This window comes from Salinicola sp. MIT1003 (genome assembly GCF_001858555.1).
Lineage (GTDB): Bacteria > Pseudomonadota > Gammaproteobacteria > Pseudomonadales > Halomonadaceae > Salinicola > Salinicola salarius.
This window is the reverse complement of sequence record NZ_MCAP01000010.1, coordinates 29,244-44,136: the sequence shown is the minus strand read 5'-3', so window position 1 is coordinate 44,136 and position 14,893 is coordinate 29,244. Positions and strand designations below refer to the sequence as shown.

Genomic DNA, 14,893 nt, shown 5'->3' with positions numbered 1-14,893 from the left:
GCTTCCATGAAACGAGTGGTAGTCACCGGCCTGGGCATCGTTTCCTGCCTGGGCAACGACGCCCAACAGGTACTCGACTCTCTGCGTCAGGGGCGCTCCGGCATTCGCTTCAAGCCGGAATATGCCGAACTTGGCTTTCGCAGCCAGGTTGCCGGCGTCGTCGATATCGACATCGAATCTCTGGTCGATCGCAAGCAATTGCGCTTCATGGGCGATGCAGCCGCCTACGCCTATATCGCCATGCAGCAGGCGATCGACGATGCCGGGCTCGAGGCCAGCGACATCTCCAGCCCGCGCACCGGCCTGATCGCGGGTTCCGGCGGCGCGTCCAGCGCCAACCAGGTCGAAGCCGCCGATGTGATGCGGGAAAAAGGTCTGCGCCGTGTCGGCCCCTACCGCGTGACGCGCACCATGGGCAGCACGGTTTCGGCTTGTCTGTCGACGCCGTTCAAGATCAAGGGCGTCAACTACTCGATCTCCTCTGCCTGTGCCACCTCGGCCCACTGCATCGGCAGTGCCGTGGAACAGATCCAGATGGGCAAGCAGGACGTGGTCTTCGCCGGCGGCGGCGAGGAAGAGCACTGGACGCTGTCCTGCCTGTTCGACGCCATGGGTGCGCTGACCACCCATTACAACGACACGCCGGAAAAGGCCTCGCGCCCCTACGACGTGGATCGTGACGGCTTCATCATCGCTGGCGGTGGCGGCATGCTGGTGATCGAAGAGCTCGAACACGCCAAGGCTCGCGGCGCCAAGATCTACGCCGAGATCACGGGCTACGGCGCGACGTCCGACGGCCACGACATGGTCGCCCCTTCCGGCGAAGGCGCGGCACGCTGCATGCGCCAGGCGCTCGCAGGACTGGAAGGCAAGGTCGACTACATCAATACCCACGGCACCTCGACGCCGGTAGGCGATGTGGCCGAGCTCAAGGCCATCCGTGAGGTATTCGGCGACACCACGCCGGCAATGAGCTCGACCAAGTCGCTGACGGGTCACTCGCTGGGCGCGACCGGCGTGCAGGAAGCGATCTACGCGCTGCTGATGATGCAGAACCGGTTCATCTGCGCGTCGGCCAATATCGACACGCTCGACGAACAGGCCAACGGTTTCGATATCGTTCGCCAGCGTCGCGATGATGTCGACGTCAAGCGCGTGCTGTCCAACAGCTTCGGCTTCGGTGGCACCAATGCCTGCCTGGTACTGGATCGCTTCGAAAGCTGATCGCTGGCGTCATCGTTGCCAATGCAAAAGGCGTCCCGCGGGGCGCCTTTTTTTGGCTCGTTTTCCATCCATCCCAGCGAATCGGGTCAGGACGGCAGCTCCGCTGGCGGAGCTTTCTCCGGCAGCGGTGGACGCGGCACTTCGGATATCTCGTCGAGGGTGCGCTCGATCCAGGCTTCCAGCTCCGTCATCACCTCTTCGGGGCTGCGGCCGACAGTCCCGATCGGCTCGCCCACGACCACATTGAGCACGCCAGGCTGCTTGACCCAATGGCGACCCCAGCGCTCGCCGGCATTGTGAGCGACGGGCAGCACCGGAACGCCGGTACGACACGCGATCACCGCACCGCTCTTGTTGAAGCGACGTCGCTGTCCCGGCGGTACGCGCGTCCCTTCGGGAAAGATCAGTACCGACAGCCCTTCTTCCAGACGCTGCTTGCCATGAGAAAGTACCTGGCGCATGGCGGCCGACGGCTTCGAGCGATCCAGCGGGATTGGCCGCAGCAGACGCACGCCCCAGCCGAATAGCGGAATCTCGAGCAGCTCCTTCTTGAGCACGGTGCAGATCGGTGTCTTGAGCAGCTGCAGATAAACCGTTTCCCATTCGCTCTGGTGATTGGCCAGGACCACGCAGGGCCCCTCGGGAACCCGCTCACGGCCTCGAATGTGGTAGCGAATGCCGCAAGTCAAGGAGAGCCACTTGATGATGAACCGGTTATGCCAATTGAACAGGCGGAACCGCGAGCGGGTCGGCAGGGCGAAACCGATGGGCAACATCAGCAAGCCGGATACGAGGATCGCCAGGAAATAACCGATATAGAAGATCACACTACGAAAGACTTTCATGCGCGGGACGTTTCCCTTTTGCGACTGTCTCGGCTGCCGTTATCGGCCTCATCACGATCGGGATAGTGCTGCTGGCACCAGGCATCCAGCATCAGCCCCAGCTCCAGCCGCCAAGACTTCTGATGAATACCGAAGACATCGAGCAGCCGACGACAGTTGAGCACGCGTCGCAGCGGGGTGTCGTGGTGTTGGTTGAGCGCCAGCAACTCACCCGGCGCCGGCGAGGCCCCGACGCCTTCGAGGCGTGTCGCCAGCTGTGTCCGGACCACAGAGCAGAAAGTGAACACGCTGACGGGTTCCGTACCGCAGAGATGATAGGTGCCCCAGGCGCCGGCACCGCTATCGAGCTGCAGCAGCACGCCCGTCAGCGCGCGCGCGGCGGCTGTCACCGATGTCGGACAGAGCACCAGATCCTGGGCCGCGCGAACCGACTCGCCGCGCATCAGCGATTCGATCAGTTCGCTCAACCAGGCGCCTTCGCCTTCGAGCCCGAACAGCGGCCCCAGGCGCAGGATCAGATGCTGGGGATGGCGGCGCACGTGTTCGCCGACCGAGATCAGTCGGCGCAATGCCTCATCCCGCGGTCGTGGCAGAACGTCCTCGTCGATCGGGCCTTCCGCCCCATCCTCGTAGAGCGTGTCCGAGACGCACCAGATCAGCGGAATCCGGCGAGCCTGGCACGCTTCGAGCAGCGCTTCGACCTGACTGGCGTGGGCATAGACCACCGCCGGTTCGCAGCGACCAGGATCCGCCAGCGGCGGCACGATCACGGCATCCGGACCGATCGTGGCCAGCACATCGGCATCCACCAGCTCCGGTGCCGGCCAATATTCGATATCGCTACGCTGCACAGCCACATCGCGCAGCGCCAGACTCAAACAGTGCTCTGCTTGCAACACCAGACACTTCACGATGGCACCTCGACACGTATCATCGCTTTGGAATCCTTACTCATTGGGAGAATCATATTTCCATTGTCGGTATCGGCACTATGATAATGAAAGCCGCGACAACGGAAGCACTGATAATCAGGGTATCGATAGTGACAGACATTGATATTGACGGACATCGGTACCGGCACACTTCGCTAGTCTATGGAGGGTCATCATGAACAAGGACGTCACTGTGGCTTGGGAGGTCGGCGCCGAACTCGGCGAAGGCCCCATCTGGTCCGATAGCCTTCAAGCTCTGCTGTTCGTCGACATCCGGCAGGCCAGACTGCATGCCTATCACCCCGACAATGGCGAGCGCCAGAGCTGGGATCTCGAAGAAGCCTGCTGCTGGCTGCTCCCCCGCGAGGACGGCGGCTTCGTTGCCGGCTTGCATTCCGGTGTGGCTGAACTCGACCTCGATGCCGATGGCCCTCGTATCGGCAAGAGACTCACACCCATCAAATGGCTGCCGGACGGCGATCGCCTCAACGACGCCAACAGCGATGCCCACGGCCGGCTGTGGTTCGGCTCCATGGATAATGCCGAAGCCGAGATTCACGGCTTCCTGTTCCGCCTCGACAGCCGCGGGCTGGTCGAGATGGACAGCGAATACCACGTGACCAACGGCCCCGCCATCAGCCCCGACGGTCGCACACTTTATCACAACGACAGTGCGCGCCAGATCGTCTTCGCCTTCGATCTCGACGACGACGGCGAGCTGTCGAACCGCCGCGAGCACATTCGCCTGCCGGAGGGCGCCGGCTATCCGGATGGCATGACCTGCGATCGCGAAGGCGGGTTATGGATCGCCCTATGGGATGGCGGCCGCATTGCCCGCTACCGCGCCGATGGCTCGCTCGATCGCGAAGTCACGCTCCCGGTTTCCCGCCCCACCTCCTGCATCTTCGGCGGCGATGCGCTGGATCGTCTCTTCGTCACTTCGGCAGCCACCGGCTGCGACGACGAACCACTGGCCGGTGCGCTGTTCGAGGTCGATGTCGAGATCGGCGGTATCGCGACCACGCCCGTGGTCATGCCCAACGATTCGACACTCTAAGCCGGCCGTCACGCCACGCTCGGTTTCGCCAGCACCCGCCGGTAGAAACCGAAACACACGGCAACGAACACGATCAGCCCCAACCACCGGGCGGTGTCGGCGAAGCCGTCGCCGACCAGCGCCAACGGTGCCGGTGCTCCACTCAACCCAATGATACCGGCCATCAGCACGCCCACCAGGCTCTCGCCGACGATCATTCCGGAGGCAAGCAACACGCCGCGCTGGCGAGGCCGCGTCGAGGCGTGCTCGATGTCTTCGCCGCGTGCCAGTGCACGGGCGCGCAGACGGCGATCTATCGCCCAAGCGAGTACGGCACCGATCACCAGCGGCATGTTGACGCTCGGCGGCAGATAGATGCCGATGCCTACGGCCAGTACCGGCAATCGCGCTATCCCGCCACGCTTGCGCAGAAACTCGTCGACGGCGATCAGCACGACACCGATGGCCAGGCCGATGAGGATCATCGTCCACTCCAGATCGTGGGAGAACACCCCGCGCACGATGGCGGTCATCAGCGATGCCTGCGGCGCTGCCAGCGCCTGGGACGGATCCATGCCTTCCCGAGGCATCGCCCCCACGAATCCATAGGCGTTATAGAGCAGCGACAGCACTGGCGGAATCACCGCCGCGCCCACCAGGCAGCCGATGATCAGTGCCGCCTGCTGCCGCCAGGGGGTGGCACCGACCAGATATCCCGTCTTGAGATCCTGCAGGTTGTCGTTGGAGATTGCGGCCACGGCAAGAATGACGGAGGTCACGAACAGCGCCAGCGCGGTAGGCAGCATTCGCGCGACCTCGGGATCCAGCGCATCGAAGGCGTCGCTGACAGCGGTAAAGCCGAGCAGCAACAGCGATACCAGAATCACCGCCACGATACCGATCCCCGAAATCGGACTGCTCGAAGAGCCCACCAGACCCGCCATGTAACCGCAGGCTGCCGCGATCAGAAAGCCGAACATGCCGGCGAACAGCACGCTGCCCAGCGTCAGCGTCCAGAACGCACCGCCGGCCAATTCCGGTGCCGCGTCATGCAGAAAGATCGCGAATACCGCGGTCAGCAGCAGTAATAGCACGCCGGTGAGTGACATGATGATCGCCGCCGGCAGGTCACGTTCGGTGCGCGGCTGTTCGCTGAAGGCACCATGATCCCCTCGCATCGCCCCGAACGAAGTACGAATGCCGATCACCATTGGCTTGAACAGCGTTGCCAGGGTCCATACCGCCGCGATGCCGATGGTGCCGGCGCCGATGAAACGCACCTTGTCCGACCATAGCGCCATACCGGCATCGGCCAACGACTGACCGGCTTCCGGCGGGGTGACGCTGGTCAGCCAGGGCACCGCGACACCCCAGGCGATCAGCGTACCGATCAGTATCGCCACGCCACCCACGATACCGACCAGATAGCCTGCACCGACCAGCGCCAGCGAAAATCCGGTAGAGAGCTGAAATGCCGCACGTCCGGCCGAGAACCAGACGCTGACGCTGTCCGCCAATATCCGCAATCCGCCACTGGCGATCGAAAACACTGCCGCAACGATGCCGCCCAGCAGGATTTCTCGAGCTCCCGGCCCCTCATCGTCCGCGACGTCGTGGTGATCGCCATCTTCCGCGCTACGCTCCACCTTCCGATGCCGCGAATCGCGGCTACCGACTTCGAGAATCTCGGCGGCGGCGATGCCTTCGGGATAGGGAAGATCACTCTGCACCACCATCACCCGGCGCAGCGGAATCGTGTAGAGCACCCCGAGTATGCCGCCAATGGCGCAGATCGCCGTGGTCTGCCAGAACGGAAACCCCTGCCAGTAGCCGATCATCAGCAGCCCCGGCAATACGAAGATGATCGCCGACAGCGTTCCCGCCGCGGAAGCCTGGGTCTGGACCATGTTGTTCTCGAGCTTGTTGGCACCGGCCACACGCCGCAACACCGCCATCGAGATCACCGCAGCAGGAATCGCCGAGGCAAATGTCAGCCCGACCTTCAGGCCGAGGTAGACGTTCGATGCAGTGAACAGCAGCGTAATGATGGCACCGAGGATGATGCCTCGCAGCGTCAACTCGGGAAGGCGAGCTTCATCTGGAATGCGTTGTGGCATGACGACACTCTTGGTATAGGGAACGGCGTGAAACAGCACGCCTGTCGCGGCGGGATGACATCACGGCATGGAACCGTCGCGATATGGAATGGAGGACACAGGCAAATCGTTAGATGACTATCGATAGCGATCGGTATTCTAGGGTCCCCCGGGGCTGGCGTCGAGGCCGACCGACCACGAAACCCGGAAGAGCTTCCTGCGAATCCGGGGGCGCCGTCGGCCCCCGACAAAAACGGAAACGCCCCGCTTGGCGGGGCGTTGATGACGGCCGGCAATCGTCCGTCGCATCTGGCTGGAACGTCCGTCAGAACGGGATTTCGTCGTCGAAATCGTCGAAGCTGCCCGGATTGGGGGCGCCGTAGTTAGGGTTCTGGTTGGGTTGTGGCGCTGGCTGCCCCTGCTGCGGTGGACGCTGTTGCGGCTGTCCTGACTGCGGCGGACGCTGCTGTGGCTGCGGGTTGCCGCCATAGTTGCCCTGCTGCGGCTGCTGATCGTAGCCGCCCTGCGGCGCGCCGCCATACTGCCCTTGCGGCGCATAATCACCGCCGCCCTGCCCACCGGCGCGGGAATCGAGCATCTGCATGTCGTTACCGACGATTTCGGTCGAGTAGCGATCCTGACCGTCCTGCCCCTGCCATTTACGGGTCTGCAGGCGGCCTTCGATATAGATACGCGACCCTTTCTTCACGTACTGCTGAGCGATCTCCGCCAGCTTGTTGAACAGCACCACGGTGTGCCATTCCGTGCGCTCCTGGCGCTGGCCGCTCTGACGGTCGGTCCAGCTATCGGTCGTGGCGATGCGCAGGTTGCACACCGGATTCCCCGAAGGCAGAAAGCGGACTTCCGGATCCTGTCCCAGGTTGCCGATCAGGATGACTTTGTTTACACCTCTGGCCATCGTTGTCTCCTCGCATTCCTGCGTTGCGACGCCTTCAGGCGTCGGTTCGTTGCCATTGTTTACCTGCGATACTGGCCAGCATCTCGACATCCAGACGCTGGCGGTCGACCTTGAGATAGGCGACCTGCTCTTCGGGTACGACCATGACGTCCTCGACACCGGTCACCGAGGCAAAGCGGTCGAGTAGTGTATCGAGCATGTCCATGGATTGCTTGTCGAGTGCGATGATCTCGCTCGAAAGGTGACGTGGCGCCGGCATTTTCCAGACCACGGCCAGCCAGATCGTCCCCACGACAGCCGCTCCCAGAAACACGCTCTGAACGCCAAAGCCCTGTGATAGCGCCCCGCCCAGTGTGCCGCCGAGAAAAGCCCCCAGAAACTGGCTGGTCGAGTAGACGCCCATGGCCGTCCCCTTGGCACCTGCCGGCGCCAATTTGCTGATCATCGACGGCAGCGTCGCCTCCAATAGATTGAAGACGACGAAAAAGCCCCAAAGTAGGGCAAGTAACGAGACCCGGTCGCTTGCCAGTTCACCGAAGCCTAGCAGGATCAACGTCATCGCCGCGACGGCACCGATGAAAATGGGCTTCATCTTGCGATACTTCTCGGCCACGATGACCAGCGGAATCATGCCGACGAAGGCCAGCGCCATCACCGGCAGGTAGACCCAGCCATGGTCCGCCGGCGCGAATCCCAATGCCTCGAGTCGGAACGGCAGCGCCGTGAAGCAGGCAGTCAGAATCAGATGCAACGCAAAAATCGAGAAATCCAGTCGTAACAGATCGCCCTGGGCGAGCGTCGCACGCAGCTGACGCCGGTCGATCCCGACATCGCGGTGCGGCATGCGCCTCGGCGCTTTCGGCACCAGTTTCCACAGGACCAGCAGTCCGCAGGCGGCCAGCGCGGCGGTGAACCAGAACACGCCGGCGAGCCCACCGATATCCGCGACCAGCGGGCCTGCCACCATGGCAACGGCGAATGCCACGCCGATGGAAAGGCCGATGGTCGCCATCGCCGCAGTGCGGATCTCTTCACGGGTCTGATCGGCCAGCAGCGCCATGATTGCCCCGGCAACGGCGCCGCTGCCCTGCAGGCAGCGGCCGATGATGATTCCGGTGATGGAGGTAGCGTTGGCGGCGACCACGCTACCGATGATGAAAAGCACGAGGCCGCCGCCAATGACGGCTTTACGGCCGATACGATCGGACAGCAGCCCGAAGGGAATTTGCAGGATGGCCTGGGTCAGGCCGTAGCCGCCCAGCGCCATGCCGACCAGCAGAGGAGTGGCACCATCGAGATGATCGGCATACAGCGCCAGAACCGGCAGGACCATGAACAGGCCCAGCATGCGCGAAGCATAGAGGCTTGCCAGCCCGACGATGGCACGTCGTTCGGTGACGAGAAAACGAGAATTCATGGGGGGTCACAACGTTGGGTGAACTCGGCCAGGGCCGAGGATGGTTCGGAATGAGCGACACATTTTACCGCTCGCCTTCCGCCAGTGAAAGCAGCCGGCTTTGCCGGTCATTTGATCCGCGACCTATAATGGTCGTTTCCCGCGTCGCAGCACGAGGTAGTCATGGACAGCATTCTGGTCAGGGGCGCACGGACCCACAACCTGAAGAACATCGATGTCGAACTGCCGCGCGACAAGTTGATCGTGGTAACCGGTCTCTCCGGTTCGGGTAAATCTTCGCTCGCATTCGACACGCTTTACGCCGAGGGGCAACGACGCTACGTCGAGTCCCTGTCAACCTACGCCCGCCAGTTCCTGTCGATGATGGAAAAGCCCGACGTCGACCATATCGAAGGACTGTCGCCCGCCATTTCCATCGAGCAGAAATCGACCTCGCACAATCCCCGCTCCACTGTCGGCACGATCACCGAGATCTACGACTACCTGCGCCTGCTGTTCGCCCGCGCCGGGACGCCGCGGTGCCCGGACCACGACGAAGAGCTCGAGGCCCAGACGGTGTCGCAGATGGTCGATCAGGTGCTGGCGCTGACCGAGGGCACCCGGCTGATGCTGCTGGCGCCGGTGGTCAAGGGCCGCAAGGGCGAGCATCAGCAGCTGATCAGCGAGCTGCGAGCCCAGGGGTTCGTGCGTGCAGTGATCGACGGCGATACCGTCGAGCTGGACGACGTACCGGCGCTCGACAAGAAGCGCAAGCACGACATCAGCGTCGTCGTCGATCGCATCAAGGTGCGCGACGACCTGCAGCAGCGCCTGGCGGAATCCTTCGAGACCGCGCTCAACCTGGCCGATGGCACCGCGATCATCCACTTCATGGATGGAGAGCAGGAAGATCTGGCGTTCTCTTCACGCTTCGCCTGCCCGATCTGCGGCTACTCGCTTTCCGAGCTCGAGCCGCGGCTGTTCTCGTTCAATAACCCGGCCGGCGCCTGCCCGACCTGCGACGGCCTCGGCGTGCGCCAGTTTTTCGACCCAGACAAGCTGATCAGCCATCCGGAACTGTCGCTGGCCGAAGGCGCGATCAAAGGCTGGGATCGCCGTAGCATCTACTATTTCAGCCAGTTGCAGGCCGTCGCCGACCATTACCGCTTCACACTGGACACGCCCTGGAACGAACTTGCCCGTCACGAACGCGACCTGCTGCTCAACGGCAGCGGCAAAGACGAGATCGCGTTCAGCTATGTCAACGATCGGGGGCGCAAGGTCACCCGCGAACACCCTTTCGAGGGTGTGCTGCCCAACCTCGAGCGGCGCTATCGCGAGACCGAATCCTCCATGGTGCGCGACGACCTCGCCAAATACCTGGCCGTACGCCCCTGCCCGACCTGCCATGGCACCCGCCTCAAGCGGGAGGCGCGCCATGTCTTCATCGACGGTCATAATCTGCCGACGCTGACCCAAATGCCGGTGGGCGAAGCCTGGGAATACTTCGGCCAGGTGACGCTACCCGGCCGCAAGGGCGAGATCGCGGTCAAGATCGTTCATGAAATCCATGCGCGTCTGGAGTTCCTGGTCAATGTCGGGCTCGACTACCTGACGCTGGAGCGCAGTGCCGACACGCTCTCCGGCGGCGAGGCCCAGCGCATCCGCCTGGCCAGCCAGATCGGCGCCGGCCTGGTCGGGGTGATGTATATTCTGGACGAGCCCTCGATCGGCCTTCATCAGCGCGACAACGACCGCCTCCTGCGCACCTTGATTCGCCTGCGCGACCTGGGCAACACCGTGATCGTGGTCGAGCATGACGAAGACGCGATTCGCGCCGCCGATCATGTCCTCGATATCGGGCCGGGGGCCGGCGTGCATGGCGGCACCATTGTGGCCCAGGGTACGCCCCAGCAGATCGAGACAACGCCGGAATCGCTGACGGGACAGTACCTTTCCGGAAAGCGCTGTATCGAAGTGCCGCCACATCGCATTCCGGTCAATCCGGACAAGCAGCTTCATCTGCGCGGCGCGAATGGCAACAATCTCCAGGATGTCGATCTGGCGCTGCCGCTGGGCCTGTTCGTCTGCGTGACCGGCGTTTCCGGTTCCGGCAAGTCCACCCTGATCAACTCGACGTTGATGCCGATCGCTGCGCGTGAACTCAATCGCGCCACGACGCTGACGGCAGCGCCCTATCGCAGCATCGAGGGTCTCGATCAGCTCGACAAGATCATCGACATCGACCAGAGCCCGATCGGCCGTACGCCGCGCTCCAACCCCGCCACGTACACCGGCATCTTCACCCCGATTCGAGAGCTCTTCTCGGGTACTCAGGAAGCCCGCGCGCGCGGCTACAAACCGGGGCGTTTCAGCTTCAACGTCAAGGGCGGCCGCTGCGAGGCGTGTCAGGGCGAAGGCATGATCAAGGTCGAGATGCACTTCCTGCCGGATATCTATGTCCCCTGCGATGTCTGCAAGGGCAAGCGCTACAATCGCGAGACGCTGGAGATCCACTACAAGGGCAAGAGCATCCATGAGGTGCTGGAGATGACCATCGAGGAGGCGCTGGAATTCTTCAGCCCGGTGCCGGCGATCGCCAGACGCCTGCAGACGCTGATGGACGTGGGCCTCTCCTACGTGCGACTTGGCCAGAGCGCCACGACGCTCTCCGGCGGCGAGGCACAGCGCGTGAAGCTCGCGCGCGAACTGGCCAAGCGCGATACCGGCCAGACGCTCTATATTCTGGACGAGCCGACGACGGGGCTGCATTTCGAAGACATTCGTCAGTTACTCGGCGTGCTGCATCGGCTACGCGACCATGGCAATACCGTGGTAGTGATCGAGCATAACCTGGACGTGATCAAGACCGCGGACTGGATCATCGACCTCGGGCCGGAAGGGGGCTCCGGCGGCGGACGCATCATCGCCGAAGGAACACCGGAACAGGTTGCCGCGCTCGAACACTCTCATACGGGCCATTTTCTGGCGCCGCTACTGCCCGAGCCCAAGGCACGCAAGGCCAAACGCGCTTGAGATTGCATGGGCGGCATCCGGGTACAGGGTGTCGCCATCTCAAGCGTTTTCCTCTCCTCTTTTTACCGGGCCTTGGCCAAGACTCTGAAATCCAGCCAAAAGAAAACCGGCTGCCCAAGTGATTGGGCAGCCGGTTTTTTTGTCGTGCAAGAAGCTTGGGACTTATTCGTCGCCAGCGGCTTCTTCGACGACCGGACGATCGACCAGCTCGATGTAAGCCATCGGCGCGTTGTCGCCAGTGCGGTAGCCGCACTTGAGCACACGGACGTAACCGCCCGGGCGATTGACGTAACGCGGGCCAAGCTCGTTGAAGAGCTTGCCAACGGCTTCCTTGGAGCGGGTGCGGCTGAACGCCAGACGGCGATTCGCCACGCTATCCTGCTTGGCCAGGGTGATCAGCGGCTCGATATGACGGCGCAGTTCCTTGGCTTTGGGCAGGGTAGTCTTGATCACTTCATGCTCGACCAGCGAGATGCACATGTTCTTGAACATGGCGTGCCGATGCGAGCTGGTCCGATTCAGATGACGACCACTCTTACGATGACGCATGATTGCTATTCCTTACCAAACTGGTGATTCGAGTCGGCACACTGGATTCGACGCTAGGCGACGACACCGAAGACTGAGCCTCGGCGCTATCTTCCTCAGGCAGAAGCCTTGTCGTCTTTCAGACTCGCCGGCGGCCAGTTTTCCAACCGCATGCCGAGTGAAAGACCGCGCGAAGCCAACACGTCCTTGATCTCGTTCAAGGACTTCTTGCCAAGGTTCGGCGTCTTGAGCAGCTCGACTTCCGTGCGCTGAATCAAATCGCCAATGTAGTAAATATTCTCGGCCTTCAAGCAGTTGGCGCTGCGAACCGTGAGTTCGAGATCATCCACGGGACGCAGAAGAATCGGATCGATCTGATCTTCCTCTTCTTCGGTTTCCTGCTCTCTGTCAGCTTCGAGGTCGACGAAGGCGGCCAGCTGTTCCTGAAGAATGGTCGCACTGCGACGAATGGCTTCTTCGGGGTCCAGAGTGCCGTCAGTTTCGAGATCGATGACCAGCTTATCGAGGTCGGTGCGCTGTTCGACACGTGCAGCCTCTACCGCATAGGAGACGCGGCGTACGGGGCTGAAAGTGGCATCCAGCTGCAGACGACCGATGGCACGGGATTCGTCCTCGTCAGAGAGTCGCGCATCCGCCGGTTCGTAACCACGACCCCGGACGACCTTGAGCTGCATTTTCAGCTCGCTGCCATCGTTGAGGTGAGCGATCACGTGATCCGGATTGACGATCTCGACGTCATGACCGACGGCGATATCGCCTGCGGTCATCACACCGGGGCCCTGCTTGTTCAGGGTCAAGACGGCTTCGTCGCGGCCGTGCATCCTGATGGCCACGTCCTTGAGATTCAGAAGAATCTCGATGACGTCTTCCTGAACACCTTCGATGGCACTGTATTCATGCAACACGCCATCGATTTCGGCTTCGATCACGGCACAGCCGGGCATCGAAGAGAGCAGGATGCGACGCAGCGCATTCCCCAGGGTATGGCCGAAACCACGTTCGAAGGGTTCCAGCACGATCTTTGCGTGATGTGCACTGACCTCTTCGACCTTGATGTCGCGGGGACGGAGAAACTCTGTCACTGAACGCTGCATATGAACACCTTCCCAGGCTGCCAAACGAATATCGGTACCCAATGCTGGTCTCGGGCCGCAATCGCGACCCGAGCTCAGACTTACTTGGAGTACAGCTCGACGATCAGGTTTTCGTTGATGTCGGCAGACAGGTCACCGCGTTCCGGGACAGCCTTGAAAGTGCCTTCCATCTTCTTCGAATCGATGTCGATCCACGTCACGTCGCCGCGGTTGGCAGCGATGGACAGGGCCTGCTGGATACGGGCCTGGTTCTTGGCCTTCTCGCGAACAGACACGACGTCGCCGGGACGCACCTGATAGGACGCCACGTTGACGGTACGGCCATTGACCGCGATCGCCTTGTGGCTGACCAACTGACGTGATTCGTTACGCGTGGAGCCGAAGCCCATGCGATAGACCACGTTGTCCAGTCGGCATTCCAGCAACTGCAGCAGGGATTCGCCGGTCGCACCTTTCAGGCGAGCGGCTTCCTTGTAGTAGTTGCGGAACTGTTTTTCGAGCACGCCGTAGATACGACGCACTTTCTGCTTCTCGCGAAGCTGCAAGCCGTAGTCGGAAAGACGCTGACGGCGCTGGCCATGCACACCCGGGATCTGCTCGGATTTGCACTTCTTCTCGAAGGGAGTGACACCGCTCTTGAGAAAGAGGTCGGTTCCTTCACGACGAGACAACTTACACTTGGGTCCAAGATAACGAGCCATGAGTCTGTCTCCTTAAACGCGGCGTTTCTTCGGCGGACGGCATCCGTTGTGCGGAATCGGCGTCGCGTCAGTAATGCTCTGTACACGGAAGCCGGCGGCATTGAGCGCGCGCACGGCAGACTCACGGCCAGGACCTGGGCCCTTGACCAGCACGTCGACGTTTTTCACACCATACTCGGCTGCAGCAGTCGCTGCACGTTCACTCGCCACTTGAGCTGCGAACGGGGTGCTCTTGCGAGAACCACGAAAACCCGAACCACCGGCAGTTGCCCAAGAAAGCGCATTGCCCTGGCGGTCTGTGATCGTCACGATCGTATTGTTAAAAGAGGCATGGATATGCGCTACCGCATCCACGACCTGCTTTTTAACCTTTTTACGGTTACTACGCGGGTTAGCCATGTTGATGTATCCTGATCTTAAACGCCGGAATGTTAATTACTTACGAATCGGTTTACGCGGTCCCTTACGGGTACGCGCATTGGTCTTGGTACGCTGACCACGCAGCGGTAGACCACGACGATGGCGCAGACCACGGTAACAACCCAAGTCCATGAGACGCTTGATGTTCAGCGTCACGTCACGGCGAAGGTCGCCTTCTACGGTGTACTTGCCCACTTCGGTACGCAGAACGTCGAGCTCTTCGCCAGACAGATCCTGAACCTTGGTGGTCGGTGCGATGCCGGCAGCAGCACAGATACTCTGTGCACGCGTGCGGCCAATCCCGTAGATGTAGGTCAGCGAGATCGCCGCATGCTTGTTGTCCGGGATATTGACGCCTGCAATACGGGCCATCAGCTTACTCCGAATGTTGAGCGGCTTGCTCGTTAGTCGTCCACAAAGGGCGCAATAGCATACCCCCTAACCTCTCTCGAGGCAAGGGATATGCCACGGCCCGCTTTTACTCGCAGCTTCGGGGTAGAATCAACCCTGACGCTGCTTGTGGCGAGGTTCCGTGCAGATAACACGAACCGCGCCGTTGCGCCGAATGATCTTGCAGTTACGGCACATTTTCTTTACAGAAGCTCGAACTTTCATCGTTCTCTCCAAATGCTCTCTCGCGGAGGC

Annotated in this window: 14 protein-coding genes; 3 read left to right on the top strand and 11 right to left on the bottom strand. The window is 61.7% G+C overall.

What is annotated here, in order from left to right; translation table 11 throughout:
• Window positions 1-6 precede the first annotated feature (6 nt).
• A complete protein-coding gene (fabB, locus tag BC443_RS04940) occupies window positions 7-1,224 on the top strand; it encodes a beta-ketoacyl-ACP synthase I (protein WP_071230737.1) in 1,218 nt (405 codons plus the stop codon).
• An 86-nt stretch (window positions 1,225-1,310) separates the two neighbouring features.
• Here the strand turns inward: fabB and BC443_RS04935 are convergent, their stop codons facing one another.
• Both BC443_RS04935 and BC443_RS04930 read right to left on the bottom strand, forming a co-directional pair.
• On the bottom strand, window positions 1,311-2,069 hold the full coding sequence (locus BC443_RS04935; RefSeq protein WP_071230736.1) for a lysophospholipid acyltransferase family protein: 759 nt from the start codon (window positions 2,067-2,069) through the stop codon (window positions 1,311-1,313).
• Window positions 2,066-2,980: a sugar nucleotide-binding protein gene (locus BC443_RS04930; protein ID WP_083387222.1), complete on the bottom strand. Its 915-nt coding sequence runs from the start codon at window positions 2,978-2,980 to the stop codon at window positions 2,066-2,068. Before BC443_RS04930 ends, BC443_RS04935 begins: the two co-directional genes overlap by 4 nt.
• Before the next feature lie 196 nt (window positions 2,981-3,176).
• Between BC443_RS04930 and BC443_RS04925 the strand changes: the two genes are divergently transcribed.
• On the top strand, window positions 3,177-4,058 hold the full coding sequence (locus BC443_RS04925) for an SMP-30/gluconolactonase/LRE family protein (protein ID WP_071230734.1): 882 nt from the start codon (window positions 3,177-3,179) through the stop codon (window positions 4,056-4,058).
• 8 nt (window positions 4,059-4,066) lie between these two features.
• Here BC443_RS04925 and BC443_RS04920 read toward each other — a convergent pair whose 3' ends face one another.
• From BC443_RS04920 to BC443_RS04910, 3 genes are all read right to left on the bottom strand, one after another.
• Window positions 4,067-6,154, bottom strand: a complete 2,088-nt coding sequence (locus tag BC443_RS04920; protein ID WP_071230733.1) for an oligopeptide transporter, OPT family — start codon at window positions 6,152-6,154, stop codon at window positions 4,067-4,069.
• A 304-nt stretch (window positions 6,155-6,458) separates the two neighbouring features.
• Entirely contained in the window at window positions 6,459-7,052 is a 594-nt protein-coding gene (locus tag BC443_RS04915) for a single-stranded DNA-binding protein (protein ID WP_071230732.1), read from the bottom strand.
• Window positions 7,053-7,086: 34 nt separating this feature from the next.
• Window positions 7,087-8,469, bottom strand: a complete 1,383-nt coding sequence (locus BC443_RS04910) for an MFS transporter (RefSeq protein WP_071230731.1) — start codon at window positions 8,467-8,469, stop codon at window positions 7,087-7,089.
• Between the two features lie 162 nt (window positions 8,470-8,631).
• On the opposite strand from BC443_RS04910, the gene uvrA reads away from it, so the two are divergent.
• Window positions 8,632-11,484: an excinuclease ABC subunit UvrA gene (uvrA, locus tag BC443_RS04905; RefSeq protein WP_071230730.1), complete on the top strand. Its 2,853-nt coding sequence runs from the start codon at window positions 8,632-8,634 to the stop codon at window positions 11,482-11,484.
• A gap of 162 nt (window positions 11,485-11,646) precedes the next feature.
• Here uvrA and rplQ read toward each other — a convergent pair whose 3' ends face one another.
• From rplQ to rpmJ, 6 genes are all read right to left on the bottom strand, one after another.
• Window positions 11,647-12,033, bottom strand: coding sequence for a 50S ribosomal protein L17 (gene rplQ, locus BC443_RS04900; protein ID WP_071230729.1), 387 nt, complete (start codon window positions 12,031-12,033; stop codon window positions 11,647-11,649).
• A 95-nt stretch (window positions 12,034-12,128) separates the two neighbouring features.
• A complete protein-coding gene (gene rpoA, locus BC443_RS04895; RefSeq protein ID WP_071230728.1) occupies window positions 12,129-13,127 on the bottom strand; it encodes a DNA-directed RNA polymerase subunit alpha in 999 nt (332 codons plus the stop codon).
• Window positions 13,128-13,207: 80 nt separating this feature from the next.
• Complete coding sequence (rpsD, locus tag BC443_RS04890) at window positions 13,208-13,828, bottom strand: 30S ribosomal protein S4 (RefSeq protein ID WP_071230727.1); 621 nt, start codon at window positions 13,826-13,828, stop codon at window positions 13,208-13,210.
• Between the two features lie 12 nt (window positions 13,829-13,840).
• Complete coding sequence (gene rpsK / locus BC443_RS04885; protein ID WP_009723883.1) at window positions 13,841-14,227, bottom strand: 30S ribosomal protein S11; 387 nt, start codon at window positions 14,225-14,227, stop codon at window positions 13,841-13,843.
• A gap of 36 nt (window positions 14,228-14,263) precedes the next feature.
• A complete protein-coding gene (gene rpsM, locus BC443_RS04880) occupies window positions 14,264-14,620 on the bottom strand; it encodes a 30S ribosomal protein S13 (RefSeq protein WP_071230726.1) in 357 nt (118 codons plus the stop codon).
• Window positions 14,621-14,749: 129 nt separating this feature from the next.
• On the bottom strand, window positions 14,750-14,863 hold the full coding sequence (gene rpmJ / locus BC443_RS18115) for a 50S ribosomal protein L36 (RefSeq protein ID WP_031384759.1): 114 nt from the start codon (window positions 14,861-14,863) through the stop codon (window positions 14,750-14,752).
• Between the last annotated feature and the right edge of the window lie 30 nt (window positions 14,864-14,893).